Origin of the sequence: Altererythrobacter sp. CAU 1644, from assembly GCF_029623755.1 — a bacterium.
Classification (GTDB): Bacteria; Pseudomonadota; Alphaproteobacteria; order Sphingomonadales; family Sphingomonadaceae; genus Erythrobacter; species Erythrobacter arenosus.
Map to the genome: position 1 here is coordinate 1,876,690 of NZ_CP121106.1, position 24,580 is coordinate 1,901,269.

Annotated in this window: 23 protein-coding genes and 1 tRNA gene; 12 read left to right on the top strand and 12 right to left on the bottom strand. The window is 64.8% G+C overall.

All coding sequences use genetic code 11. The features are described from left to right. Positions 1–38: 38 nt before the first annotated feature. Positions 39–833, bottom strand: coding sequence for an enoyl-CoA hydratase-related protein (locus P7228_RS09345; protein WP_278014971.1), 795 nt, complete (start codon positions 831–833; stop codon positions 39–41). Positions 834–981: 148 nt separating this feature from the next. On the opposite strand from P7228_RS09345, the gene P7228_RS09350 reads away from it, so the two are divergent. Next, a tRNA-Gly gene (locus P7228_RS09350) sits at positions 982–1,055 on the top strand. 13 nt (positions 1,056–1,068) lie between these two features. Here the strand turns inward: P7228_RS09350 and P7228_RS09355 are convergent. Both P7228_RS09355 and P7228_RS09360 read right to left on the bottom strand, forming a co-directional pair. Further along, complete coding sequence (locus P7228_RS09355) at positions 1,069–1,455, bottom strand: nuclear transport factor 2 family protein (protein ID WP_278014972.1); 387 nt, start codon at positions 1,453–1,455, stop codon at positions 1,069–1,071. Beyond that, a complete protein-coding gene (locus tag P7228_RS09360; RefSeq protein ID WP_278014973.1) occupies positions 1,452–2,246 on the bottom strand; it encodes an SDR family oxidoreductase in 795 nt (264 codons plus the stop codon). Before P7228_RS09360 ends, P7228_RS09355 begins: the two co-directional genes overlap by 4 nt. A gap of 143 nt (positions 2,247–2,389) precedes the next feature. On the opposite strand from P7228_RS09360, the gene P7228_RS09365 reads away from it, so the two are divergent. The 4 genes from P7228_RS09365 to P7228_RS09380 all read left to right on the top strand — a co-directional run bounded on the left by P7228_RS09365 (position 2,390) and on the right by P7228_RS09380 (position 4,679). Beyond that, positions 2,390–2,950 carry a hypothetical protein gene (locus P7228_RS09365; RefSeq protein ID WP_278014974.1) on the top strand — a complete coding sequence of 187 codons (561 nt, stop codon included), beginning with the start codon at positions 2,390–2,392 and terminating at the stop codon, positions 2,948–2,950. A 102-nt stretch (positions 2,951–3,052) separates the two neighbouring features. Further along, a complete protein-coding gene (locus P7228_RS09370; RefSeq protein ID WP_278014975.1) occupies positions 3,053–3,514 on the top strand; it encodes a Dps family protein in 462 nt (153 codons plus the stop codon). A 74-nt stretch (positions 3,515–3,588) separates the two neighbouring features. Next, the gene (locus P7228_RS09375; RefSeq protein WP_278014976.1) at positions 3,589–4,212 is read left to right on the top strand and encodes a 6-phosphogluconolactonase; all 624 of its coding nucleotides are present in this window, start codon (positions 3,589–3,591) and stop codon (positions 4,210–4,212) included. After that, positions 4,200–4,679, top strand: coding sequence for an NUDIX domain-containing protein (locus P7228_RS09380; RefSeq protein ID WP_278014977.1), 480 nt, complete (start codon positions 4,200–4,202; stop codon positions 4,677–4,679). Before P7228_RS09375 ends, P7228_RS09380 begins: the two co-directional genes overlap by 13 nt. Here P7228_RS09380 and dinB read toward each other — a convergent pair. After that, positions 4,665–5,780: a DNA polymerase IV gene (dinB, locus tag P7228_RS09385; protein ID WP_278017744.1), complete on the bottom strand. Its 1,116-nt coding sequence runs from the start codon at positions 5,778–5,780 to the stop codon at positions 4,665–4,667. The two genes, P7228_RS09380 and dinB, sit on opposite strands and share 15 nt — an antisense overlap. Before the next feature lie 99 nt (positions 5,781–5,879). Here dinB and P7228_RS09390 point away from each other — a divergent pair, with 99 nt between their 5' ends. After that, the gene (locus P7228_RS09390) at positions 5,880–7,157 is read left to right on the top strand and encodes a multidrug effflux MFS transporter (protein WP_278014978.1); all 1,278 of its coding nucleotides are present in this window, start codon (positions 5,880–5,882) and stop codon (positions 7,155–7,157) included. 51 nt (positions 7,158–7,208) lie between these two features. Here the strand turns inward: P7228_RS09390 and P7228_RS09395 are convergent, their stop codons facing one another. From P7228_RS09395 to crtY, 7 genes are all read right to left on the bottom strand, one after another. Further along, entirely contained in the window at positions 7,209–8,759 is a 1,551-nt protein-coding gene (locus P7228_RS09395; RefSeq protein WP_278014979.1) for an acyl-CoA carboxylase subunit beta, read from the bottom strand. Next, positions 8,756–9,343, bottom strand: coding sequence for a hypothetical protein (locus P7228_RS09400; protein WP_278014980.1), 588 nt, complete (start codon positions 9,341–9,343; stop codon positions 8,756–8,758). Before P7228_RS09400 ends, P7228_RS09395 begins: the two co-directional genes overlap by 4 nt. Before the next feature lie 4 nt (positions 9,344–9,347). After that, entirely contained in the window at positions 9,348–11,210 is a 1,863-nt protein-coding gene (locus P7228_RS09405; RefSeq protein WP_278014981.1) for an acetyl/propionyl/methylcrotonyl-CoA carboxylase subunit alpha, read from the bottom strand. A gap of 95 nt (positions 11,211–11,305) precedes the next feature. Continuing rightward, positions 11,306–12,319 (bottom strand): phytoene/squalene synthase family protein, encoded by a 1,014-nt coding sequence (locus tag P7228_RS09410; RefSeq protein ID WP_278017745.1) that lies wholly within the window; start codon positions 12,317–12,319, stop codon positions 11,306–11,308. Between the two features lie 76 nt (positions 12,320–12,395). Next, complete coding sequence (locus P7228_RS09415) at positions 12,396–12,977, bottom strand: LOG family protein (RefSeq protein WP_278014982.1); 582 nt, start codon at positions 12,975–12,977, stop codon at positions 12,396–12,398. Beyond that, on the bottom strand, positions 12,974–14,542 hold the full coding sequence (locus P7228_RS09420) for a phytoene desaturase (protein WP_278014983.1): 1,569 nt from the start codon (positions 14,540–14,542) through the stop codon (positions 12,974–12,976). The genes P7228_RS09415 and P7228_RS09420 overlap by 4 nt, the downstream gene beginning before the upstream one ends. Next, positions 14,539–15,747, bottom strand: a complete 1,209-nt coding sequence (gene crtY, locus P7228_RS09425; protein ID WP_278014984.1) for a lycopene beta-cyclase CrtY — start codon at positions 15,745–15,747, stop codon at positions 14,539–14,541. The genes P7228_RS09420 and crtY overlap by 4 nt, the downstream gene beginning before the upstream one ends. A 137-nt stretch (positions 15,748–15,884) precedes the next feature. On the opposite strand from crtY, the gene P7228_RS09430 reads away from it, so the two are divergent. The 6 genes from P7228_RS09430 (at position 15,885) to P7228_RS09455 (ending at position 23,415) form a co-directional block, all read left to right on the top strand. Continuing rightward, the gene (locus P7228_RS09430) at positions 15,885–16,751 is read left to right on the top strand and encodes a MipA/OmpV family protein (protein ID WP_278014985.1); all 867 of its coding nucleotides are present in this window, start codon (positions 15,885–15,887) and stop codon (positions 16,749–16,751) included. Positions 16,752–16,830: 79 nt separating this feature from the next. After that, positions 16,831–18,105, top strand: coding sequence for a metal-dependent hydrolase family protein (locus tag P7228_RS09435; RefSeq protein ID WP_278014986.1), 1,275 nt, complete (start codon positions 16,831–16,833; stop codon positions 18,103–18,105). Next, positions 18,102–19,025 (top strand): MBL fold metallo-hydrolase, encoded by a 924-nt coding sequence (locus P7228_RS09440; RefSeq protein ID WP_278014987.1) that lies wholly within the window; start codon positions 18,102–18,104, stop codon positions 19,023–19,025. The genes P7228_RS09435 and P7228_RS09440 overlap by 4 nt, the downstream gene beginning before the upstream one ends. Positions 19,026–19,160: 135 nt before the next feature. Continuing rightward, the gene (locus tag P7228_RS09445; protein WP_278014988.1) at positions 19,161–20,984 is read left to right on the top strand and encodes a DUF885 domain-containing protein; all 1,824 of its coding nucleotides are present in this window, start codon (positions 19,161–19,163) and stop codon (positions 20,982–20,984) included. A 94-nt stretch (positions 20,985–21,078) separates the two neighbouring features. Next, positions 21,079–22,953: a DUF3604 domain-containing protein gene (locus tag P7228_RS09450; RefSeq protein WP_278014989.1), complete on the top strand. Its 1,875-nt coding sequence runs from the start codon at positions 21,079–21,081 to the stop codon at positions 22,951–22,953. 6 nt (positions 22,954–22,959) lie between these two features. Next, positions 22,960–23,415 carry a hotdog fold thioesterase gene (locus P7228_RS09455; RefSeq protein WP_278014990.1) on the top strand — a complete coding sequence of 152 codons (456 nt, stop codon included), beginning with the start codon at positions 22,960–22,962 and terminating at the stop codon, positions 23,413–23,415. Between the two features lies 1 nt (position 23,416). Here the strand turns inward: P7228_RS09455 and P7228_RS09460 are convergent, their stop codons facing one another. Continuing rightward, positions 23,417–24,535, bottom strand: a complete 1,119-nt coding sequence (locus tag P7228_RS09460) for an NAD(P)H-dependent flavin oxidoreductase (RefSeq protein ID WP_278014991.1) — start codon at positions 24,533–24,535, stop codon at positions 23,417–23,419. Between the last annotated feature and the right edge of the window lie 45 nt (positions 24,536–24,580).

Sequence of the window (24,580 nt, forward strand, 5' to 3'; positions counted from 1 at the left end):
TCGAGCGGCGGCGGCCCTGATTTTTTGCCGGTGATGCCTTAGCGTCCCGTGAAGTTCGCGCCGCGCTTTTCCAGGAAGGCGCTGATACCTTCGCCCGCGTCGGCGCTGTCGCCGGCGGCCCATTGGGTGCGCGACTCGTTCTGCAGCGCGGTGTTGAGGTCGGCCATCAGTCCGCGCCGCACATTGTGCTTCATGTGACCGAGCGCGACCGTCGGCCCATTGGCAAGCCGCTCGACCAATGACCTGGCCTCGGACGCCAGCGCATCGTCCTCGACGCATTTGTAGATCAGCCCGATCCGCTCGGCTTCCTCGGCGTGGATGCGTTCGCCCAGCATCATCATTTGCGTGGCGCGCGGCAGGCCGATCAGGCGCGGCAGGAACCAGCTCGAACCGCCATCGGGAACCAGCCCGATATTGACGAAGGCCTGCAGAAAATAGCCGCTCTTGCCGGCAACGACGAAATCGGCGGTCAATGCGAGCGAGCATCCCACGCCCGCGGCCGGCCCCGACACTTCGGCCACGACCGGGATCGGCAGGTCGAACAGCGTCTGGATCATCGGGTTGTAATGGTGCTGGAGCGAAATGAACGAGCGCCGCCCCCCCTTGATCGACGAGTCCGCGCTGACAGCGAGATCGGCGCCCGAGCAGAAGGCGCGACCCTCACCCCGGATCAGCAGGGCGCGGGCATCGCCGAGACCGCCCAAGGCGGTGAAAATCTCGTCGGCCATCTGCGGCGGGCAGGCGTTGAGGCGTTCGGGTCGGTTCAGGGTGATTGTGGTAACCGGACCGTCGCTCTCGACGGCAATCATTTCGAACTGGCTCACGGCGCGCATCTCCCTCACTGGCCACGGTGCGAGCCCGCTTTGCTTGGTTGGGTACCGAATTGCAACCTGACTTAAGGAATAGCCGCTCTGCGCCTGCCGGCGTGCGAATGGCATTGACCGCGTTTCAGCTTCGCGGCAAAGGCGCGCAATCCGTGCCGCGGGTGTAGCTCAATGGTAGAGCAGCAGCTTCCCAAGCTGACGACGAGGGTTCGATTCCCTTCACCCGCTCCAGCTTCCCGGCATCTCAGAACATTCCGTTGTCGTGTTTCGCGGTCTCGGGCACTGCCTGTAGAACATCCCAGTGTTCGACAATCTTGCCCTCATTATCGAAGCGAAAGATGTCGATCCCTGCATAGTCGTGATCGCCCGGCCAGGTCTGATGGCAGTGCAAAACGACGAACTCCCCCTCGGCGACGGCGCGCTTGAAGTCGACGCGCTTGCCTGGGAATTCGCGGGCCATCCGCTCGAAATACTCGATGAACGCCTCTTTCCCGTCGCCGACTTCGGGATTGTGCTGGATATAGGTGGCACCGACATAGCGCTCGACCGCTTCGCGCGGCAGGCACTCGTTGAACATGAGGTCGTAGAATGCCTTGGCATTGGCCTTGTTCGCTTGGAGGTTCTGGCTCATTTCGGCGGCATGCGGATCGCGCCGTCGAGCCGGAACTGGTGCCCGTTGATGTAGCTGTTGCGGGCGATCTCGAGGATCAGCGAGGCGAATTCCTCCGGTTCGCCCAGCCGCTTGGGGAAGGGCACGCTGGCGTTGAGCTGCGCCCACATTGCCGGGTTGCGATCCTTCATGCCCAGCATCAGCGGCGTGGCGAAGATCCCCGGCATCACTGAATTGACGCGAATGCCGAGGTCCATCAGGTCCCGCGCCATCGGCAGCACCAGCCCGTTCACGCCGGCCTTGCAGCTGCCGTAGATCACCTGCCCGATCTGGCCGTCCTGCGCGGCGACCGAGGCGGTGAGGGTGATCGAGCCGCGCTCGCCATCATCGTTGAGCGGTTCGGCATTGGCCATGCCGAGTGCTGAGATGCTCGCAATGCGATAGCTGGCGACCAGGATACCCTCGGCGCCGAAGGCATAATCCTCGGTCGGCAGGCGCTTGTAGCCGCCGGTCTCCTTGTCGAAGCCCAAGGTCTTGCCGCGCTGCGAGGCCATTGCGCAATGGACCGTGACGCGCTCCTGCCCGTTCGCGGCGCGCGCGGCGGCAAAGCCGTCCTCGACCGATTGCTCGTCCATGATGTCTACGTGGTGGAAGGTGCCGCCTATTGCCGCCGCATGCTCCTCGCCGGCCTCGTCATTGATGTCGAAGATCGCCACCTTCAGGCCTGCATCCGACAGCGCCTTGGCGCTCGCTCGACCGAGCCCGGACGCGCCGCCCGTCACCACCGCTGCCATTCCCTGTTCGAGTTTCATCCGCCCGCATCCTTTCCACCAATCACGATTTGCTGGGCGGCAGACTAGGCAGCTCGGGCCGGGGTGCAAGCGCCAATCCGATAGGGGAAGACGGTGGACAGGCGCGTAGCGATGCTCCGGCGGCTGCGCTATGCCATGCGGCGATGGACTCCTTCCTCCTGCCCCTGATTGCGACCTTTTTGATCTCGCTCGGCGGGCGCGACCAGCTGACGGTCGCGCGTCTGGCCGAGCGGCTCGGTCCGGCGCCGGGGTTGCTGGCGGCAGGGGCACTGGTATCGACGGCGACGGCGGCGCTGATGGCAACCGCCGGCCTCACCGTCGCCGAGTTGCTGCCGAGCGCGGCCAAGCAGATGCTCGTGGCCTTCGCGCTGCTTGCCGCAGCGATCGAACTGTTCTGGCCGGTCCGGATGAAGGCGCCGACGGAGCCGACCCGTTCGCTCGGGGCCATCGCGCTGGCGCTGTTCTTTCGCCAGATCGGTGATGGCGCGCGCTTCGCCATCTTTGCCTTCGCCGCGGCGACGGTGCTCGCGCCGATGGCGGCCATTGGCGGAGCGCTGGGCGGTTTTGCCGCCTTGTTGCTTGGCTGGATGATGCGAGGGGAGCTTGAGCGCCGCCTGCCCTTACGCGGCATTCGCATTGCGCTCGGCGGCGCCCTAGCGATTGCGGCGATCGTGCTCGCCCTGTCGGCCAGGGCACTCCTCTGACAATCGACTCAATCTATCACAGCGATCATTATTGTTCGAGAAACTCGATCTCCTTCGATCCGTTGAACACACGTACGGAAAATCCACGAAGGAGGAAAAATCATGGCTCAATCCGGAGACAATGCGAAGAAGGCGCTGGTGGGCGAACTCAATGGCCTGCTGGCCGATCACCTCGCGCTCTTTATCAAGACCAAGAACTTCCACTGGCACCTTGCCGGGCCGCGCTTCCGCGACCTGCATCTGCTGTTCGACGAGCATGCAATCCAGCTGCGCGATCAGATCGATGTGATCGGCGAGCGGGTGCGCAAGCTCGACGATTTCACGCTGACCTCGGTCGGTTCGATCGCCAAGCACACGCAGGTCAAGGACCAGGACGATGTCACGCTGACCGCCGAGGCGATGGTCAAGGAATTGCGCGACGACAATGCCGCGATGGTCAAGCGACTGAAGGACATGAAGCCGCTCGCCGAACAGGCCAACGACAATGCCACCGACGGCCTGCTCGATGACTGGACCGACATGGCGGAAGAGCGGGTCTGGTTCCTGACGCAAACGCTCAAGTAATTCGAATACGGAGAATTTCCTCCGGGGGGCCGTTTCCGCTTGGCGGGAGCGGCCCTTTTGCTATCTGGTCGGTCATGCCAAATGTAAACATGGTCGAAAGCGCGAACGCGGCTGCCGTTGCCGACTGGCTCGAGCAACGGCTGGCCCGTGCGCTGTCCGAAACCGAAGGCTCGGTGGCGATCACCGTCCCCGGCGGCTCGACGCCATTCCCGATTTTCGAAGAGCTGGTGCAGCGCGAGCTGGATTTCGCGCGCCTGCTGGTCTGGCCCGGAGACGACCGGATCGTGCCGGAAGACCACCCGGCCTCCAATACCGGCAAAATCCGCGCGCTGTTCGAACAGGTCGGGGCCGAGGTCGTCACGCTGACCGAGATGGAACAGGTGCCGCACTTTGCCATAGCCTGGCTGGGAATGGGCGCCGACGGACATATCGCCTCGCTCTTTCCCAACACCGATCCCAAATCGGACGATCCGCTCGCCATGCGGCGGCTGACGCCCGATCCGTTGCCGCCCGAAGCACCTTTCGATCGCATCACGCTGACGATGCCGAGCCTGCTGGCCAGCGACGAGATACTGTTCACGCTGGGCGGCTCGGCCGAAAAACGCGAACTGTTCGAAGCCGCCGCCCGCGACGAGAACGACCTGCCTATCGCCCGCTTCCTCGCCGCTTCGCGCCAACCGGTCACATGCTTCGCCTGATTCCGCCGTCGCTGCACCGGGCGTTGTTTCGCATCGCCCATCGATTGCGGCATCGTTACCGCAGCTGGCGCAAGATTCCGCTCGCGGGCTGTTCGGTCATCGTGACCGATCTCCACGGCGCAATCCTGCTGATCAGGCACAGCTACGGGCCGAGCGTGTGGTGCCTGCCCGGTGGAGGCATGGATCGCGGTGAAAGCCCGGAGCAGGCGGCTCGGCGCGAAGTCGAGGAGGAAACCGGCATCAGGCTCGGCAAGCTCACCTCCTTCGGCGTGATCGAGGAGCAAGTCTCGGGATCGCCGCACACTGCGCATCTGTTCGCAGGCATCGCGGATAGCAGGCCAGTTGCCGATGGGCGCGAGGTGGTGGAGGCGCGCTTCTTTCCGCCGCATTCGCTCCCCGAACCGCTTAGTGGGTATACCCGGTCGCGGCTGGCGATCTGGCGCGAGCGCAAGCTAGAGCAGCGATAGCTGTGGGTCGTCCCGCGCCGGGGCGTCGCTCTCGGTCCCTTCGAGTTTCGACAGGGTCAGGCCCATCAGCCTGATCGGCATCGGCAGGGGCAACGCCTCGTCGAGCAGCGCGCGCGACATCGCGGCAAACTCGGCCTTGCTGGCAACCGGATGATCGACCGTCTTGGCGCGCGTCATCGTCTGGAAGTCGGTATATTTCATCTTCAGCGTCACCGTCCGCCCTTTCGCCTCGGTCCGCTCGATACTGTCCCACACAATGTCGATGATGTTGTCGAGCGTCTCGCGCAGCGCCGGTCCGGACGAGATATCCTCGCTGAAGGTCCGCTCACCGCCGACCGACTTGCGGATGCGGTGCGCGCGGACCGGACGAAGGTCGATGCCCCGCGCGGCGCGATAGAGATAGTCGCCCATGCTGCCGAAATTGGTGCGGAGGAACTCGATGTCCTTGGCGGCCAGGTCGGCGCCGGTCTCGATCCCGAGCCGCGCCATCTTTTCCGCGCCCTTGGGCCCCACGCCGTGGAACCGGCGCACCGGCAGGCTGGCGACGAAATCCGCACCCTGTCCCGGGCGGATCACGCACATCCCGTCGGGCTTGTTCTGGTCGCTCGCCAGCTTGGCGAGGAACTTGTTGTACGAAATGCCCGCGCTTGCGGTCAGCTTGGTCTTGGCCTTGATCTCCTGCCGGATCAGCTCGGCGATGCGGGTGGCCGAGCCGATCCCGAGCAGGTCTTCAGTAACGTCGAGATAGGCCTCGTCGAGGCTCAGCGGTTCAACATGCGGGGTGTAATGTTCGAAGATCTTGCGAATGGTGCGCGAGGCTTCCTTGTAGGCGTCGAAGCGGTGCCGCACGAAGATGAGATCGGGGCACAGCCGCTTGGCAGTGACCGAGGGCATGGCGCTGCGCACCCCGAACTTGCGCGCTTCATAGCTTGCCGCCGCGACCACGCCGCGCCCGCCCGAACCGCCGACCGCGACCGGCTTGCCGCGCAGTTCGGGATTATCGCGCTGTTCGACGCTGGCGAAGAAGGCGTCCATGTCGACATGGATGATCTTGCGCAGGCCCTGCGCCTCGTCACCCGCGTCCTGGTCGTCGCCGCTCATGGGCGAATAATAGTCGCTGTCCTGCGCTAGCGGAACCACCAGTGGATCGAAGCGCTTTCACCCGTCACGGGAAAAACTTGCTTTCCAAGATGGGCCGTAGTGGCCAAGGACTTCGTGATCATGGCCACCGCAACTGCAACCAAGCGCCCATTTGGCGAGACAGAGCTGATCGTGCTCATGGCGTCGCTTATGGCGTTGCAGGCGCTGGGCATCGATTCGATGCTGCCCGCGCTCGGTCATATCGGCGATGACCTGGGCGCGCTTGGCAACGATCGGCAATATGTCATCAGCTCCTATTTCCTCGGCGCGGGTATCGGCGCCTTCTTCCCGGGAGCATTCGCCGACCGTTTCGGGCGCCGTCCGGTGCTGTTCCTCGGCCTCGTTTCCTATGTGGTGTTGTCGCTCGCCTGCGCAATGGTGACCGAATACTGGATGCTGATCGGCCTCAGGATCGCACAGGGAATCCTGTGCGCGGGCCTCAGCGTCGTTCCCACCGCCATCGTGCGCGACCGGGTCGGTGGCGACCGCATGGCACGGATGATGAGCCTCATCATCATGATTTTCCTCGCGGTTCCGATCTTTGCCCCGGCGATCGGCCAGCTGGTGCTGATGGTCGCCGGGTGGCGCGAGATCTTCGTCGTCATGGCGCTGCTCGCCATCGCGGTAGGTATCTGGACCTGGTTGCGGCTGCCCGAATCGCTGGCCGAGGAGAACGTGCAGGAAATCGACCCGCCGACCATCCTGCGCAACATGGGCAAGTCGCTCTCCAACCGCGTGTCGTTCGGCTATGTCGCGGGAAGCTCGCTGGTGTTCGGCTCGCTGTTCGGCTTCCTCAATTCAAGCCAGCAGTTGATCAGCGAGGCGTTCGGCGCGGGCGATTATTTCGCGCTGATCTTCGGTGCCTCGGTCTTCGGCATGGTGATCGCGAGCTTCACCAACTCGCGCATCGTCGAGCGGTTCGGCGCGCGCCGCGTAAGCCACACCGCGCTGCTGGGCTTCCTGCTGGTCAGCCTGGCGCAGCTGGCCTTCGCCGGTCCGGAGCAAACGCTGTGGACCTTCGTGCCGCTGCTGGCACTGTCGATGACCATGCTCGGTTTCGTCGGCGCCAACTTCAGCTCGATCGCGATGCAGCCGTTCCAGCAGATCGCGGGCGCCGCGTCATCGGCGCATATGAGCCTGCGCATGATCACGGGCGCGGTACTCGGCGCGGTGATCGGCCAGGCCTATGACGGCACCGCCGTCCCGCTGGCGATCGCCATGCTGCTATGTTCGCTGGTGAGCCTCGCGCTGGTGCTGTTCAGCGAGCGCGGTAAGCTGTTCCGTCGCCCGAGCGAGGCGCGACGCTATATGCTGCTGCACGATATCATGCGGCATTAGTCTGTTTGACCTCAGGCGCGGGCGGTCGCCCTTGCGGCCCTGCGGGCCGGATCAAGGTTCGCTCTTGAGCTTTCGCCACGCGAGATCAGCAAATTCGCACAGCAGCGGCCGCGTGTCGCGCGGGTCGATGATGTCCTCGACATTGAAGCGCTCGGCGCTGCGGAAGGGCGAGGTGACCTTGTCGAGCCGCTCGCGAATGGCCGCCAGTTCGGCTTCCGGATCCTCGCTCGCCTCGAGCTCCGACTTGTAAGCCACCTCGAGCCCGCCTGCGATCGGCAGGCTGCCCCAGTCGCCCGAGGGCCAGCAGAAGCGGTATTGGTAGGTCTCGGCATTGCTCATCGCGCTTCCGGCAATGCCGTAGGCGCGGCGCAGCACCACCGAGGCGAGCGGCACCGTGGCCTTGTAGATCGCGTTCATCGCGTTGACGCCGTAGCGGATCGTCCCCGCCATCTCGGCCTCACGCCCGATCATGAAGCCGGGATTGTCGACCAGATGGACGATCGGCAAGCGGAACTGGTCCGCGAGCTTCACGAAGCGCTCGACTTTCTCGCTGGTCTTGGCCTCCCACGACCCGCCGAGGAAACTGGGATCGCTCGCTACCACCGCGACCGGCCAGCCGTCGAGCCGGGCGAGGGCGGTGATCGCAGCGCGGCCCCACATCTTGCCGATCTCGAACACGGTGCCGTGGTCGAACACCATGTCGAGGCAGCGGCGCATCGAATAGACCGCCTTGGGATCGCGCGGAACGAGGCTGAGCAGCGCCTCCTCGCGCCGATGGACCGGGTCGATGCAGTTCGAGCGGCGGGCGTGCTGGCCGACATGCTCGGGCATGAAGGAGAGGAAGTGGCGTGCGCGGGCGAAGGCCTCGGCCTCGCTGGCGACCTCGTCATCGACCACGCCGTTGCGGGTGTGGATGTCCGATCCGCCGAGGTCTTCTTTTGCCTGCTGGTGGTCGGTTGAGCCCTTGTAGCTTTCGCCAAGGCCATCGACCACCGCCGGTCCAGCGGCGAATATCTGCGACAGCCCGCGCACCATGATCGAGTAATGGCTGGCGACCGTGCGGGCCGCGCCAAGCCCCGCCGTCGGACCGAGCGCCAGCGCCACGACCGGCACGGTGTCGAGGTTCTTCACCACGTCCGACCAGCCGGGAACGGCGGGGATATAGGTCGCGCCGATCTGCTCGAGCGTCTTGACGCTGCCACCGCCGCCGGTGCCGTCGATCATGCGGATCAGCGGCAGCTTGAGCTCGTGCGCCATCTTCTCGGCCTGCACCATCTTGCGGCTGATCCCGGCATCGGCCGCCCCGCCGCGAATGGTGAAATCGTCGGCGGTGGCGACCACCGGCCGCCCCTCGATCAGTGCCTTGCCGAACAGGAACGGCGCGGGGAGGACGCTTTCGAGGTCGCCATCCTCGTTGTAGCTGCCCTTGCCGGCGATCTTGCCGATCTCGCGAAAGCTGCCCTCATCGACCAGCGCCGCGAGCCGTGCGCGGGCATCCATCTTGCCGCGGCCATGCTGGCGCGCGACCTTCTCCGGCCCGCCCATCGCCTCGGCGAGCGCTTCGCGCTTGCGCAGTTCCTCGAGTTCCTTGGCCCAGGTCATTCGGGAAGCAGTAGCGGACCCAACGCGGTCATCCAAACCGTCAGCGAAACGCCGACTCCGACGATCATCGCCAGCACAATGCGCCAGCCCAGCCGTGTGAACAGAAGCCAAAGAGCGGCGATCAGCGCGGCTACGCCAGCAAGCATGTTCGGAACATCCGGGATGCCCAAAGTAATGGCGATATGCGCTTCATCGGTGTGCTCAGGCCTACCGAGCACGTAAAGCAGCGCAATCGCACCTGCGCGCCAGAAACAAGCGAGCGCCAGCGCGCCGCCAAAAATCGAATTGCGGGCGGCCAGCAAATACATGCCGACGGCCCCCATCAGGAAAGTGAGGGCCGGGCCAAACAGCGCGGATATGCCGACGCCGAAAATCGGTGCTATCGCCTCGGCCGCTTCGCGCTCGCCCTCCCGCAACATGATCCAGTATTGGCGCATCCCCTCGAACCCGCCCGAAGCATAGGACAGGGTGGGATTTGGGAGGTCATAGATCAGGTAGCCGACATAGTGTGCTGCCTCGTGGAGAACGAGGGTGAGGGGCATCAGAATCGCGGCCCATGCCGCTGCCTTCAGCCAGCTCGCCACCTAATCAGTCCTCGTCCGAAGGTTCGATAACCGCCAAGACAGCCTCGACCTGGACCTGCGCTCCGGCAGTTGCCGCAAGATCGCGCACGGTGCCGTCAAACGGTGCGGTGAGGGCGTGTTCCATCTTCATCGCCTCGAGCACCATCAGCCGCTGGCCCGCGGTGACGCTGTCGCCATCCTTTACGTCGACCGCGATGACCTTGCCCGGCATGGGCGCGATGATGTCGCCGTCATGGGCATGGTGGCCACCCGCATCGCGTGAAGCGAGCGCGAACTCATGGGTCTCACCAGCCGAGAACATGACGACGCGGTCACCGTCACTGAAGCCGGAGGCGGGCAATGTCGGCCCTGACTGCATCAGGTCGACCGTGCGCCGCTCGCCTTTGTGCGCAAGCGACAGGACGAGGCGGGGTGAGGCGTTCAACCGAAGTCCCGCAAGTCCGTCGTCCTCAACTTCAGCCATGCCGATCATTGCAGCCGTACGCCAATGCTCTTCGCCCGCTTCACCGGGGATCAGCGTGTCTTCGTTGCGGGCAATGAAGCCTGTGTCGAGATCGGCCTCGACGAAATCGGGATGGGTAGAACAACGAAGCAGGAAAGCGGCGTTGGTCTTGACCGGCCAGACCTCGACCCCGGCGAGCATGGTCGCCAAGCCCTCGATGGCGTCGATCCGGTCAGACCCGTGAGCGATTATCTTCGCAATCATCGGGTCGTAGTTTGGGCTGATGGCATCGCCTTCTTCGACCCCGGTTTCGATCCGGCCGTACTCCCCTAGGTCGAAATGGTGGAGGCGTCCGGTGCTCGGGAGAAACCCTGCGGCTGGATCCTCAGCATAAAGCCGCGCTTCGATGGCCCAGCCATTTATGCTCAGCTCCTCCTGCCGCAGCGGGATCGGCTCGCCGCTCGCGACGCGCAGCTGCCATTCCACCAGATCGACCCCGGTGATCTCCTCGGTCACAGGGTGCTCGACCTGGAGGCGGGTGTTCATTTCCATGAAGAAGATGCGGTCGGCGCGCAGGCCTTCGCTGGCATCGGCGATGAATTCGATCGTGCCTGCGCCCTCGTAATCGACCGCCTTGGCGGCGCGCACGGCGGCAGCGCAGATTTCTTCGCGCGTGGCCTCGTCCATGCCGGGGGCGGGGGCTTCCTCGATCACCTTCTGGTGGCGGCGCTGGAGCGAGCAGTCGCGTTCGAACAGGTGGACGACATTGCCGTGGCTGTCGCCGAAGACCTGCACTTCGATATGGCGGGGCGAGGTGATCCACTTTTCCAGCAGCACCTCGTCATTGGAGAAGCTCGCCTTGGCCTCGCGCCTACAGCTTTCGAGGTCGGCCTCGAAGTTCTCAGGCGCATCGACCTTGCGCATGCCCTTGCCGCCGCCGCCCGCGACCGCCTTGATCAGCACCGGATAGCCGATCGTGTCGGCCTCTTTCTTGAGGCGTTCGACCGACTGGTCTTCGCCCAGATAGCCCGGCGTCACCGGCACCCCGGCGGCGATCATGCGTTCCTTGGCCGCATCCTTGAGGCCCATCGCTTCGATGCTTTCGGGCTTGGGGCCGACCCAGATCAGCCCCGCGTCGATTACCGCCCGCGCGAAGCCTGCGTTTTCCGCCAAGAAGCCGTAGCCCGGATGGATCGCCTCGGCGCCGGTTTCCTTGGCAGCCGCGATGATCTTCTCGCCCACGAGATAGCTCTCGGCAGCGGGCGAGGGGCCGATATGCACCGCCTCGTCGGCGCTGCGCACGTGCAGCGCCTTGGCGTCAGCGTCCGAGTAGACCGCGACGGTGGCGATCCCCATCTCGCCCGCGGTGCGGATAATGCGGCAGGCAATCTCGCCGCGATTGGCAATCAAGAGCTTTGAAATCATCTGCGCGGGTTAGCCCCAGCTTCCGTTCGTGTCGAGCGCAGTCGAGACACGGGCGCGCCTTCGCCTCTCGACCAAGCTCGAGGCGAACGAGGTTGCTATTCCTCGTCGGGCAATGGCTTGAAATCAGGCTCGGGGATTGGGCCCGCCATCCGCACCTCGATCAGTATGTCGGCGCGGGTCCATTCGGGCATCTCATCGGGCGGGATCGGGTTGTTGCGCAGCGCCTCGAAGAAAGAGGCGGCGATGATCCGCAATTTTTCGAAGCGCGAGACAACCACGCGATGGTTCCAGGCATCGCGCCCCAGGCGCCGCACTTCGTAGCCGATCGCGCCATAGATATTGGCGGCGGAAAGCACCGCCCAACGGCTGCGGAAGGGCAGGCCGACCGTGCCCAGCTTGGCCGCCCGCAGGTGCTTGTCCATCTTGAGCACCAGCCGATTGGCGAGTTCCGCGACCTCCCAGCGGTGATGCGGCTTCATCAGCTGGCCGGGCTCGATGTCCTCTTCCGCCAGCCACTCCATCGGCAGGTAGCAGCGGTCGGCGGCGTCATCCTCGTCGAGATCGCGCGCGATATTGGCGAGCTGGAAGGCTAGCCCGAGGTCGCAGGCCCGGTCGAGCGTGGCGGAATCGTCCTTCGGCACGCCCATCACCCGCGCCATCATCACGCCGACCGCGCCGGCGACGTGGTAGCAGTAACGCGCAAGGTCCTTCTCGCCGCGTGGCCGCCATCCGGCCGCGTCGAGTTCGAACCCGGCGATCACATCATCCGCCATCTCCATCGTCAGGCCGCATTCGCTGGCGACCTGGCCGAAGGCGTCGAAGCCGACATCGGCGGTCGGTTCGCCATCGAGCGCGCGGCGGGTGAGCGCGCGGATGGCCTTCACCCGTCCGGAAATACCGCTCTGGTCGCCCAGTTCGCCGCCCAGGGTCTGCCCGTCGGCGATGTCGTCACAGCGGCGGCACCAGGCATAGAGCAGCCACACCCGCTCGCGCGTTGCGCGGTCGAACAGCCAGGAGGCGGCGGCAAAGCTCTTCGAGCCCTGCGCGATCATGTCGTAGCTCTTGGCGACCAGGGGTTCGCGATAGCGACCGCCGCCCGCGCTGCGCATGGTCGGGCGCAGGATACGCGATGGCGCCAGCATGCGCGGCACGACCTTGCGGGGAGGGCGCGGCGCGCTGTCCAAGCTAGAGGTCCTCGGCCTTCATCCGGAAAATGGGGGTGTGCGGCTGATAGGCGGCCATCTTCTCGAGCAGGTCCGACATCTTGTCGGCCGCGATCAGGATGTTCTGGTGCGCGGGGCGGACGAAGCCGACATCGGCCATCTTGCGATTGAAGGCGATCAGCTCGTCAAAAAAGCCGAAGGCGTTGAGCAGGCCGACTGGGTTGGAATGATAGCCGAGCTGCGCCCAGCTGATCGCTTCCCACAGCTCGTCCATCGTGCCGACGCCGCCGGGAATGGTGATGAAACCGTCCGACAAATCGGTGAACATCTGCTTGCGCTCATGCATGCCGGACACGGTATAGAGCTCGGTGCAGTCTTGGTTGGCCACCTCGCTGTTGGCGAGCGCATCGGGGATCACCCCGATCACTTCGCCGCCTGCCTCGAGCGCGCCGCTGGCGACTGCGCCCATCAGGCCGAGCCGGCCCCCGCCATAGACGACACCGATGCCGCGCGAGGCGAGCGATATGCCCACCTGGCGGGCGAGCTTGAGATAGCGCGGATCCTCGGGCGACGCCGATCCGCAATAGACAGCTAGACGTTTCATGCTGGCCCCTTGGCAGCGAGATCCTGCAGCATCAATCCCGCAGTTGCCTTTGCGCTCCCGACCACGCCAGGAATTCCTGCACCGGGGTGCGTTCCGGCCCCCACGAGGTAGAAATTCTCGATAACGTCGTCGCGGTTGTGGCCGCGGAACCAGGCGCTTTGCGTGAGCAGCGGTTCGAGGCTGAAGGCGCTGCCGACATGGGCGTTGAGATCGTGGCTGAAATCCTTGGGCGCATAGTGGAACTTGGTGACGATGCGGTCGTGGATGTCGGGGATCAGCCGCCGCCCGACCTCGTCGAGGATGCGCTTCTCCAGCATCGGGCCGATCTGGTCCCAGTCGATCGCCAGCTTGCCCATATGGGCGACGGGGACGAGCGCGTAGAAAGTGCTCTTGCCCTTGGGTGCCATGCTCGGATCGGTCACGGTGGGATGGTGCAGGTAGATCGAGAAATCGGCCGGCAGCACGCCGTGATCATAGATGTCCTCGAGCAGGCCCTGGTAGCGCGGGCCGAACAGGATCATGTGATGCGGAATGCCGGGCCAGGTCCCCTCGAGCCCGAAATGCACCACGAACAGCGACGGGCTGAAGCTCTTCTTGGACAGCGAGTGGGCGTAATCGTCACCCCGCTTGGTGCCGCGCAACAGGTCGCGATAGGTGTGCATGATATCGGCATTGGATGCGATCGCGTCGAACCGCTCCTTCCAGCCGCTCTGCGTTTCGACCTCGGTCGCGTGGCTGCCGATCGTGTGAAGCCGCACTACCGGGTCGCCGATCCGCGAGGTGCCGCCGAGCCGTTCGAAATGGCGCAGCATGCCGGCGACGAGGCGATTGGTGCCGCCGCGCGCCCACCACACGCCGCCATCTTTCTCGAGCTTGTGGATCAGCGCGTAGATCGCGCTGGTCTTCATCGGATTGCCGCCGACCAGTAGCGTGTGGAAGGAGAGCGCCTCGCGCAGCTTCTCGCTCTGTACGAAGCTCGACACCATCGAATAGACGCTGCGCCAGGCCTGTTTCTTGGCCAGCGCGGGGGCCGCCTTGAGCATCGACTTGAAGTCGAGGAAGGGCACGTGGCCCAGCTTGACGTAGCCTTCGCGATAGACCCCTTCCGAATATTCGAGGAAGCGCTGGTAGCCCGCGACATCCTCGGGGTTCAGTTTGGCGATCTCGGCGAAGAGCTGGTCCTCGTCGTTCGAATAGTCGAAATTGACCCCATCGGGCCAGTTGAGCCGGTAGAAGGGCATGACCTTCATCAGCTCGACGTCTTCGCCCATGTCGTGCCCGGAAAGCTGCCACAGCTCCTTGAGGCAATTGGGATCGGTGATGACCGTCGGGCCGGCATCGAAAGTGAATCCGTCCCGCTCCCAGAAATAGGCGCGGCCGCCGGGCTTGTCGCGTGCCTCGATCAGCGTGGTTGCGATCCCCGCGGACTGGAGCCTGATCGCGAGCGCGAGCCCGCCAAACCCGGCGCCAATGACACAGGCACGCTTGCCCTCGTAGGCGGAGCGGTCGCCCGAAATCTCGCCCGACGCGCTCGTCTGCAAAAGGCTGGCTGGTGTCGTGGTCATGCTACCCTGTTCTCGCTTAACGGTTGGCCGCGCGACGAAAGCGCGGCCAGTGCTGGCCCAACAGCTACGGGCGGTTTCCCGCAAAGGATGCGCAGCTTGTCGGTGCGCGTCGAGCGCGCGGCGTAGAAGCGTTCGATGAGACTTTCGGGCAGCTTGTAGAACCTTTCGAAGATATCGCGGCGGCGATGCGGTTCCGCCGCCTGGAAGAGCATCCGCGCGAGCCTGCGATAGAACCCGGTCCTCCCCCAATGCCGGCGCGCCCGCGCTTCGCAGAAAGCCGCAAGTTGCGCGCCTGTCAAATCGACCTCGCGGGCGATGGCGAGCGCGTTCTCGACGGCGATGGGCACGGTGTAGCTCGTCAGCGGGTGCGAGAACCCGCCGCGTGCGCCTGCCACGGCGACGCCGGGAATGGCGATGCTGCGCTGGTAGGCGCGGAAATCGCCGCCGCTCATCACGGGCAGCACACCGGTCTCCCCGCCGACTATCTCGGCATCCTGCCAGCCGCCGCGGCGGCAATAGGCGTCGATGCGAGACGATAGCGCGCTGCGATCGAGCGCGGGGTCATCGGCGTAATAGGTGTCCTCGATAAACAGGTCGTGCGCCGCCAACGGCAGCACGTAGACGAAGCGGTAGGCGCCGCCGTTTCCGGCAGGGGCAAGCTGGTCAAGCGCTGCGTCCATGATCACGGGCCGGTCGATCCCGTGCGGCTCCGCCAGCCGGATATGGCGCCCCATGAACACCTGCCAGCCGCCGTTAAGATGCGGGCTCGGTACAAAGAGGCGGCAATCGATCACTGCGCGCGCCGGTATCCGCTCGCCGCTTGCCAGCGTCACCCCCTCGGCGTCGAGCGCTGTCGCCTCGGTCTTGAGGCGTACGGACTCGGGCGGGAGCAGCCGCATCAGGCCCTTGTGAAACTCGCTGCTTGCCAGCGAGCGGTAGGGTGTCGAGAGGCTGCGATGATAGCTCGGGAAGGCGACCTTGTAGCCCTTGTCCCATTCGGCCTGGCGGAAAGTTTCGAGCAGGGCCTGCCCATCGTCCGACAGGTCGTTCGCGAACCAGCTCCAGCGATGATTTCCCCCCAGCACGTCGCCGCTTTCGATCAGCGCGAGGCGCAATTCGGGGCGCTGGCGATAGAGCGCGAGCGCGATCAGCCCACCGGCCAGTCCGCCCCCCACTATTGCCACATCGATCATGCGCCCGTTCATTGCGCCTTTGCCTAGGGCAGAGGAGAGGCGGGAGCAATCTTTGACGCTGGACAAAGCGCGGGACCGCGCAATCGACAATAATTGGAACGGCAACCCTCGATCGCTGGTTACATGGTAGCCAACGTAAGGAAATCTTGATGAAAAGTGCCATTCTCGCCAGTGCATTCGCCTGCGCCATCGCCGTCACCCCGACCGGGGCGCTCGCGCAAGGGGGCGAAGGGGGTCCGCCGCCCTACATTGCGGCCGAGAATGTGTTCGACGGCGATTGGCTGCGCGTCGGGGTCGGCGCCGGTATCGGCCCGAGCTACGATGGATCGGACGATTATGCCGTTTTCCCCGCGCCGATCATCCAGGGCAGCCTTGGCGGGGTCGACATCAACACCCGCCCGGCGGGACTGGCGCTCGACTTCATCCCCGATTCACGGGAGGGGCCGAACTTCGCCCTGGGCCCCACCTTCAGGCTGCGCAGCGATCGCGCCGACAACATCAAGGATGACGTGGTGAAGCTGGCGGGCGAACTCGATCGCGCGTTCGAGATCGGAATTGCCGCCGGGATCAGCCTGCCAGGAACGCTCAATCCGCGCGACAGCCTGAGCTTCAATGTCGATGCGCGCTGGGACGTTGCCGGAGCGCACGAGGGGATGGTGATCGAACCCAACGTGACCTACTTCACGCCGCTCGACCGCGGCACCGCACTCTCGCTGTCGCTGGGCGCCGAATTCGTCGATGACGATTACGCCGGCTATTACTACTCGGTCAGTCCCGCCCAGAGCCTTGCCAGTGGCCTGCCGGAATATACCGCCGATGGCGGCCTCAACAGCCTTGGCGCCAACATGCTGCTGGCGGTCGATCTCGACGGGAATGCGATCAATGGCGGTCTGGCAATCGTGGTGATCGGCGGATATTCGCGCTTGCTGGGCGACGCCAAGCGCACGCCTTATACCTCGATCCGCGGCAGCGCCGACCAATTCTTTGGGGCAGTTGGGATCGGCTACACCTTCTGATCCCGGTGCTCAGCTAGCCCTTGCGCCGCTCGCCTTCGCGGCGCATCACTTCCACCGATTCTAGGGGGGAACAGCCGACATGAAGTTCAAGCCCATGCTTGCCGCCGCTGCCGCACTGATCGCGGCACCTGCGCTGGCGGATACCACCGTCATCCACGCCGGCTCGGTCATCACCGATGCGTCCGGCCAGCCAAGCGGGCCGGCGACCATCACGGTGACCGACGGGCGAATCGTAAGCATCGAGGACGGATTCCAGCCGACGCCCGAGGGCGCCGAGATGATCCACCTGCCCGATCATACCGTGCTGCCCGGGCTGATCGACCTCCACACGCATCTGTCCGGTGATCCCAGCGGCGAATTCTGGCGCGCGGCGGTCGACTCGCCCGAATGGTACACGCTGCTCGCGGCCAAGAATGCCCGGCTGACTGCGCTTGCGGGTTTCACCACGGTGCGCGATCTTGGCTCGCGCAGCGACCAGGTAACGCAGGCCCTGCGCAGGGCGACCGCCGACGGCGTGGTGTCTGGGCCGAGGGTCGTCACCTCGGCGCGGACAATTTCCATCGTCGGAGGTCACGGCCAACAGACCAACGGGTTCAATCGCGAAACCAGCGAGGCGCTGGACTCGGGCTTCACCTGCACCGGCACGGTCGAGTGTGCCGAGAAGGTTCGCCAGGCCTCCAAATACGGCGCCGATCTGATCAAGATCACCGCCACTGGCGGCGTGCTGAGCCAGCAGGGCAGGGGCCTCGAGGCGCATTTCAGCGATGCCGAAATGAAGGCGATCGCCGACACGGCGAAATCGCTTGGCCTCAAGGTTGCGGCCCATGCGCATGGCGCGCGCGGGATCGAGTCGGCCGCGCGAGCAGGCGTGCAGACGATCGAACACGGCACCTATATCGACGAAGCCGCTGCCAAGGCCATGCGCGAGAATGGCACGGTGCTGATCCCGACCCTGATGGCGTTTCAGGGGATCAAGGAAAATCTCGGCAAGGGCTTCTACACGCCGGTGGTCGAGGAGAAGATCCGCGCGGTCAGCGCCTATGCCGAGAGCATCGTCGAGCGCGCACGCAAATGGGGTGTGAAGACAGCATTCGGCACCGATGCTGGGGTCTTCCCGCATGGCGAGAATGCCGGTGAACTGGCGCTGATGCGCAAGGGCGGGATGAGTGACCGCGAAGTGCTGGCCAGCGCAACCACCGGCGCGGCGGCAGTGCTGGGGCTGGATAACGAGATCGGGCGCCTCGCGCCGGGCTATTCGGCAGATATCATCGCGGTGAAGGGCGATCCGCTGGCCGATGTCGCGGTGCTCGAAAAGGTCGAGTTCGTGATGGTTCGGGGGCGGGTGATCGAGTGAGCCTGCTTGCCTTCGCGCTCGCCGCGGCGGGGGTGCCCGCAGATGTCGTCCCGGCGAAATGCCAGCGCGAACTGGTCGTGCTCGGCGCTGGCCAGGATGCCGGCGCTCCACAGATCGGCAATGCCCGGGATGCTGGCCCACGCCTGTTGCCTAGCTCGCTCGCGCTGATCGATCGGACCGAGGGCAAGCGCTACCTCTTCGATGCGACCCCCGCGATTACCGAGCAATTGGCCATGCTCGACGCGATCGCGCCGCCAAAAGGCGGGCTGGGCATCGACGGAATCTTCCTCACCCATGCGCATATCGGGCATTACCTCGGGCTGGCGTGGCTCGGGCGCGAGGCGGCCGGCGCCAAAGGCGTGCCGGTCTATGCCATGCCGCGCATGGCGGGATTCCTGCGTAGCAATGGTCCGTGGAGCCAGTTGGTCGAGTTGGGCAATATCTCCATCAAGGCGATGGAGCCCGACCTCCCGATAATTCTGGCCGAAGGCTCGATGGTCGCAGGACTGCGTGTTCCCCATCGTGACGAATATTCGGAAACTGTCGGATTTGCCGTGACCCACCCGTACAGCGGCAAGTTTCTCTACATCCCCGATATCGACAGCTGGGAAGAATGGGAGATGCTGGCCGACGATCCGTTTCCAGGCGTAATCGAGCGGCTCGATTACGTGTTTCTCGACGCGACCTTCTGGGATGACAACGAACTGCCCGGCCGCGACATGTCCGAAATCCCTCACCCTCGCGTGACCGAAACGATGGACATGCTGCAGGACTTGCCGCCCGCGCAGCGCGCCAAGGTCCATTTCATCCATTATAACCACACCAACCCGATCCGCGATCCGGCCAGTGCCGAGAGTCGCACGGTGACAGAGCGGGGCTTCAAGGTAGCGCGCGGGGGCGATCGATTGTGCCTTGATTGAGCGCGGTCTGGGCGTTCATCGAACAGCCATGCCCATTCGCAGAGCATTTGCAGGATATCGGCCAGCCGCTCGCTAGCGGGCATCATCCAAATTTTCGTGGCTGCGTGACAGCCGCTCACATCCAGGGACTAATCCATGACTTTCATTCGCAAAGCCCTTCTCGCAAGTGCAGCCCTGGCGCTGCCTGCCGCCCCGGCGCTGGCCGACCATCATGCCGAGGCAGCCGCAGAGGCGGTCGAGCCGCAGACCGAGCGCGACAAGCTTTTCGCGCTGTTCGAAGAGTCGAACGAGCGCAGCCTCGAGCTCAATCCGCTATCGCGCATCTTTCGCGGGGATTCGGAAGGCGCCGACCGGCTGGGCGACTATCTGACCGACTCCTATTTCCTCGCCGGACGGCTCGACACCCAGCTCAATCTCGCGATGCTGGCGCAGATCGATCGCAGCAAGCTCGATCCGACCGACCAGCTTGCCTACGATGTGTTCAAGTATAACGAGGAACAATCGCTCGCCGGCAGTACCGACGAGATCCGCGCGCTGACCGAAGTCCGCCCGGTCGATCACTTCTCCGGTTTCCATACCTTCTACCCGAATTTCTCCAGTGGGAAGGGCGCCGCCCCGTTCAAGACCGTCGCCAATTACGAAGACAATCTCAGCCGTCACGACGACTACATTGCCTATAACGACCGGGCGATCGCCCGTTTTCGCGAAGGCATGGAGAGCGGAGTGCTGGAAACCAGCCTGACGATCGGGATCGTGATCGAGCAGCTGACGACCCAGATCGACACGCCGCTGGAGGATTCCCAGTTCATGGGGCCGACGACCATGTTTCCGGCGGATTTCTCCGACGCCGACAAGGCGCGTCTGACCGCAGCCTATCGCGCTAAGACCGAGGAGCTTTATGCCTCGCATCGCCGCCTGCGCGATTTCCTGCGCGACGAATATCTGCCGGTCGCCCGCGACAGCATCGGCCTCAGCCAGATGAAGGGCGGCGACAAGCTCTATGCCCAGATGATCGAGCAGACGACGACGCTGCCTCTGACGGCCGATTACCTGCACGATCTCGGCCTCAGCGAAGTGGCGCGGATCAAGAGCGAGCTTGAAAAGATCAGGGTCGAGACGGGCTTTGCCGGGACGCTCAACGAGTTCTTCGAATTCGTTCGCACCGATGCGCAGTTCAAGCCGGAAAGCCGCGAGGCGCTGACCCAGACCTATTACGACATCGGCAAGCAGGTCGATGCCAAGATCGGCGACTACTTCTCGCTGCTGCCCAAATCCGAACTCAAGATCGAACCTTACGACCCCTCGATCGAGCAGTTCCAGGCCGGTGGCTCCTACCGCTCGGGAACGCCGGACGGATCGCGGCCCGGCGTCTTCTATTTCAACGCCTACGACCTGCCCAGCCGCCTGACGACCGGCAACATGACGCTCTATCTGCACGAAGGCGCGCCGGGGCACCATTTCCAGATCAGCCTCGCGCAGGAAAACGAGGCGCTGCCCGCCTTCATGCGCTTCGGCGGCACCACCGCCTTCATCGAGGGCTGGGCGCTCTATGCCGAGACGCTCGGCTACGAGATGGGCTTCTTCGAAGATCCGTGGAATCGCTACGGTACGCTGCAGGACGAGCAACTGCGCGCGATGCGGCTGGTGGTCGATACCGGCATTCACGCCAAGGGCTGGACTCGCCAGCAGGCGGTGGATTTCATGCTCGAGAACTCGGGCATGACCCGCACCGAGGTGGTCGCCGAAGTCGATCGTTACATCGCGATTCCCTCGCAGGCGCTGGGCTACAAGGTGGGCGCGCTCAAGATCCAGGAACTGCGCGAGCGTGCGTCCAAGGCACTGGGCAAGGATTTCGATATTCGCGAATTCCACGCGCAGGTCCTCAACACCGGCGGACTGCCGCTGGCGGTGCTCGAAGCGAAGATCGATCGCTGGATCGCGGAGCAGAAGGGCGCCTGACGCTACGGCAAGCTTGAGTTCCTGACCCTCGCTGGACAAGTGTCCCGGCGAGGGGCAGTCTCTCCCCGATCGATTGGCGAAGGGGAGAGTCGCTATGAGGGAAAACCGACAGAATTTTGCGCGCCTGCGTGCGGCGGCGCTGGCATCCGTGGCCTTGCTCGCTGCCGTGCCTGCGGGCGCGGACGTACCCGAGCGTCGCCAGGCGCTGTTCGGCGACGTCCACGTCCACACCAAGTATTCCTTCGATGCCTATATCTTCGGCATCCGCGCCACGCCCGATGACGCCTATCGCTATGCACGAGGCGAGACGATCCGCCACATGGGTGGCTACGATATCAAGCTGAAGGGCGGAGCGCTCGATTTCTACGCGGTCACCGATCACGCCGAATACCTCGGCGTCCTGCCCGCCATGGACGATCCCAACCATCCTCTGTCGCTGGTCGAATACGCCCGGGACATGTTCTCGACTGCGCGCGAGAAGATCGCCGCCGCATTCGGCAAGGTGGCAGGCACGCTGCGCACCGGCGAGCCGCTCGCGGAAGTCTATGACAAGGACGTGATGCGCTCGACCTGGGCGGAAATCGGCGCCGCGACAGAGCGCTATTACGAGCCGGGCAAGTTCACCACCTTCCACGGCTACGAATACACCTCCGCGCCGGGCAATCAGAACCTTCACCGGATCGTGCTGTTCCGCGGTGCCAACGTCCCCGACCTGCCGTTCAACAGTCTCGATTCGCAGAATCCCGAAGGCCTGTGGAACTGGCTCGACTCGATGCGCGCCAGGGGAATCGAAGGGCTGGCGATCCCGCACAATTCGAACGTATCGAACGGCCGGATGTTCGAGCTGACGACCTATTCGGGTGGGCCGATCACCGCCGAATATGCGGCGCAGCGCATGCGCAACGAACCGATTGTCGAGATGAGCCAGGTCAAGGGCACATCGGACACCCACCCGCTGCTCTCGCCCAATGACGAATGGGCCGATTTCGAGATCTACAACATCCTGCTCGGCACGGTCGAAGAGGGGCAGACCAACGGCAGCTACGTCCGGCAGGCGCTGCAGCGCGGGCTGACGCTCGAGCAGCAAATGGGGGTCAATCCCTACAAGTTCGGCCTGATCGGCTCGTCCGACACGCACAATGGCGGCGGGCCGGTCGACGAAGAGAGCTATTTCGGCAAGACGGGCGCGCTCGATGGCCTGCCCGACGGGCGCCGTGCGGTGGTCTGGCCGGGCGAGGAAAACCTGCAGGGAACAGCGGCGACCCCGTTCTACGAATGGAGCGCGGCGGGGCTGGCCGGAGTGTGGGCCGAACAGAACAATCGCGAGGACATCTATGCCGCGATGCGCCGCAAGGAGACCTTCGCGACTAGCGGCACAAGGGTGAAGCTGCGACTGTTCGCCGGGCACGGCTATCCGGTCGACATTTTCAATCGCGACGATTTCGCCAGACTTGCCTATCGCGGCGGCGTGGCGATGGGCGGCGACCTTGCTGGCCATGGCGATGGCGCGCCGACCTTTCTTGCCCAAGCGATGAAGGACCCCGACAGCGCAGGGCTCGAACGGCTCCAGCTGATCCGCGGCTGGGTCGATGCCAGGGGCGAACTGCGCGAACAGGTCTACGACATCGCCTGCGCCGAAGGCACCCCCGACCGGCGGACGCATCGCTGCCCGGCGGCACGCGCGCGGATCGATACGGCGAACTGCGCCATCCCCACCGGTTACGGCGCGACCCAGCTCGAGGCGCGCTGGCAGGATCCCGATTACGATCCCGACCGCCGCGCCTTCTATTACCTGCGCGTGCTTGAACGGCCGACCTGCCGCTGGTCGACCTGGGAAGCCAACCGGCTGGGCAAGCCGGTCCGCGACGGACTTGCGCTGACGATCCAGGAGCGCGGCTGGAGCTCGCCGATCTGGGTGGGTGGCGCAGGCGAGAAGTCGATGGACATGGGCGCCGCGCACAGCCACTAGCCGCGCATGAGCGAAAAGATCATCTGGTGGGCGGGCAAGCTGCCCGAACTCAAGCAACTGAATCTGCTGAACGAGAGCGGCATGCCGCTGCACGTCGGGATCGAATTCACGGAAATCGGCCCCGATTTTCTCACCGCGCGCATGCCGGTCGATCACCGGACCCAGCAGCCGTTCGGCAGGCTGCATGGCGGCGCCTCGGTCGTGCTGGCGGAAACGGTCGGTTCGGTCGCGGCGAGCCGGGTGGTCGATCCGCAGCTATCGGTGGCAGTGGGGCTGGAAATCAACGCCAACCACGTCCGCCCGGCCTTCAGCGGCCATGTCTACGGCACGGCGACCCCGCTCAACCTGGGCCGCACGACACAGATATGGTCGATCCGGATCGAGGACGAGGCAGGCAAGCTGATTTGCATCTCGCGCTTCACCGCGGCGGTGATCCCGCGCGAGCGCGGCGTGAAGAACTGAATCAGGCGATCGCTTCGCTCAGCGTCTCGTAACCGGCGGCGAAACCCTCCTTGAAGTCCTGCACGACCTGCCCGGCCGAGGTCACTTCCCTGACCAGCCCGACACCCTGCCCGACGAAATAGGAGCATAGCTCCTGCGCCTTGGGATTGCCGTTCACCGCGGCCTTGTCGATTGCGCGAAGCGCCGGTTCCGACAGTAGCATCATCAGCGGCATGGGGAGGGCGGGGAGGCCCGCTTCCTCCCACATCGCGTGCCAGCCGGTGCGCAGCTGGCGGCTGTACTTGCCGGTGCGGTGCTTCGAACGGATCGTGTCGCGGCTGGTCGCGGCGACCATCTTCTCGCGGAATACCTCATGCGTTTCGGCCTCGGTGGTGGCGAGCCACACGCTGCCGCACCACACGCCGGCCGCGCCCATTGCCATCATCCCCGCCATCTGACGGCCGTTCATGATGCCGCCCGCGGCGAGCACGGGGATATCGGCCCCGGCCTGCTCGATCGCCTGCAGCACTTCGGGGATCAGCACCACGGTCGCGACCTCGCCACAATGGCCGCCGCCTTCGCCGCCCTGGGCGACGATCACGTCGACCCCGGCCTCGATCTGCTTCATCGCGTGTTCTTTGGCACCGACCAGCGCGGCGACCGGCACGCCGTGCTTCTTGCCCGCCTCGATCATCATCGGCGGCGCGGTGCCGAGCGCATTGGCCATCAGCTTGACCGGGTGATTGAGCGCGACTTCGAGCAGTTCCTGCCCGAGCGAGGTGTTGGGCGCCTGCGATCCGCCGAACGGGGTCGCATCGTCTTCGGCGAGGCCGCATTCGCGCAGGATCTGGCGGGTGAAATCGCGATATTGCGAGGGGATCATGGAGACGACTTCGTCGGCGGTGACCTGCCGCTCGACCGCCTGCACCTCGGGGATCAGCACGTCGATGCCATAGGGCTTGCCGTCGATGTGATCGTCGATCCACCTGAGCTCGGTCTCAAGCTGCTCGGGGGTGAAGCGCACCGCGCCCATCACGCCGAAACCGCCTGCACGGCTCACGGCGGCTACCACGTCGCGGCAATGCGAAAAGGCGAACAGCGGGAATTCGCATCCCACCATCTCGGTCATGCGGAACGGCATCCAATTCTCCTCTCCCGGCAAAGCTGGCGCAAAAGGTTGCTTGCG

Bases quoted from the DNA above. Each gene is read 5' to 3' on its own strand.
- P7228_RS09445 (WP_278014988.1), top strand. From the start codon at position 19,161: ATGACTTTCATTCGCAAAGCCCTTCTCGCAAGTGCAGCCCTGGCGCTG.
- P7228_RS09430 (WP_278014985.1), top strand. From the start codon at position 15,885: ATGAAAAGTGCCATTCTCGCCAGTGCATTCGCCTGCGCCATCGCCGTC.
- P7228_RS09355 (WP_278014972.1), bottom strand. From the start codon at position 1,455: ATGAGCCAGAACCTCCAAGCGAACAAGGCCAATGCCAAGGCATTCTAC.
- P7228_RS09345 (WP_278014971.1), bottom strand. From the start codon at position 833: ATGCGCGCCGTGAGCCAGTTCGAAATGATTGCCGTCGAGAGCGACGGT.
- P7228_RS09410 (WP_278017745.1), bottom strand. From the start codon at position 12,319: ATGCGCAGCGCGGGCGGCGGTCGCTATCGCGAACCCCTGGTCGCCAAG.
- P7228_RS09405 (WP_278014981.1), bottom strand. From the start codon at position 11,210: ATGATTTCAAAGCTCTTGATTGCCAATCGCGGCGAGATTGCCTGCCGC.
- P7228_RS09395 (WP_278014979.1), bottom strand. From the start codon at position 8,759: ATGACCTGGGCCAAGGAACTCGAGGAACTGCGCAAGCGCGAAGCGCTC.
- P7228_RS09380 (WP_278014977.1), top strand. From the start codon at position 4,200: ATGCTTCGCCTGATTCCGCCGTCGCTGCACCGGGCGTTGTTTCGCATC.
- P7228_RS09420 (WP_278014983.1), bottom strand. From the start codon at position 14,542: ATGACCACGACACCAGCCAGCCTTTTGCAGACGAGCGCGTCGGGCGAG.
- P7228_RS09360 (WP_278014973.1), bottom strand. From the start codon at position 2,246: ATGAAACTCGAACAGGGAATGGCAGCGGTGGTGACGGGCGGCGCGTCC.
- P7228_RS09370 (WP_278014975.1), top strand. From the start codon at position 3,053: ATGGCTCAATCCGGAGACAATGCGAAGAAGGCGCTGGTGGGCGAACTC.
- P7228_RS09450 (WP_278014989.1), top strand. From the start codon at position 21,079: ATGAGGGAAAACCGACAGAATTTTGCGCGCCTGCGTGCGGCGGCGCTG.
- P7228_RS09435 (WP_278014986.1), top strand. From the start codon at position 16,831: ATGAAGTTCAAGCCCATGCTTGCCGCCGCTGCCGCACTGATCGCGGCA.
- P7228_RS09460 (WP_278014991.1), bottom strand. From the start codon at position 24,535: ATGCCGTTCCGCATGACCGAGATGGTGGGATGCGAATTCCCGCTGTTC.
- P7228_RS09365 (WP_278014974.1), top strand. From the start codon at position 2,390: ATGGACTCCTTCCTCCTGCCCCTGATTGCGACCTTTTTGATCTCGCTC.
- crtY (WP_278014984.1), bottom strand. From the start codon at position 15,747: ATGAACGGGCGCATGATCGATGTGGCAATAGTGGGGGGCGGACTGGCC.
- dinB (WP_278017744.1), bottom strand. From the start codon at position 5,780: ATGAGCGGCGACGACCAGGACGCGGGTGACGAGGCGCAGGGCCTGCGC.
- P7228_RS09455 (WP_278014990.1), top strand. From the start codon at position 22,960: ATGAGCGAAAAGATCATCTGGTGGGCGGGCAAGCTGCCCGAACTCAAG.
- P7228_RS09375 (WP_278014976.1), top strand. From the start codon at position 3,589: ATGCCAAATGTAAACATGGTCGAAAGCGCGAACGCGGCTGCCGTTGCC.
- P7228_RS09415 (WP_278014982.1), bottom strand. From the start codon at position 12,977: ATGAAACGTCTAGCTGTCTATTGCGGATCGGCGTCGCCCGAGGATCCG.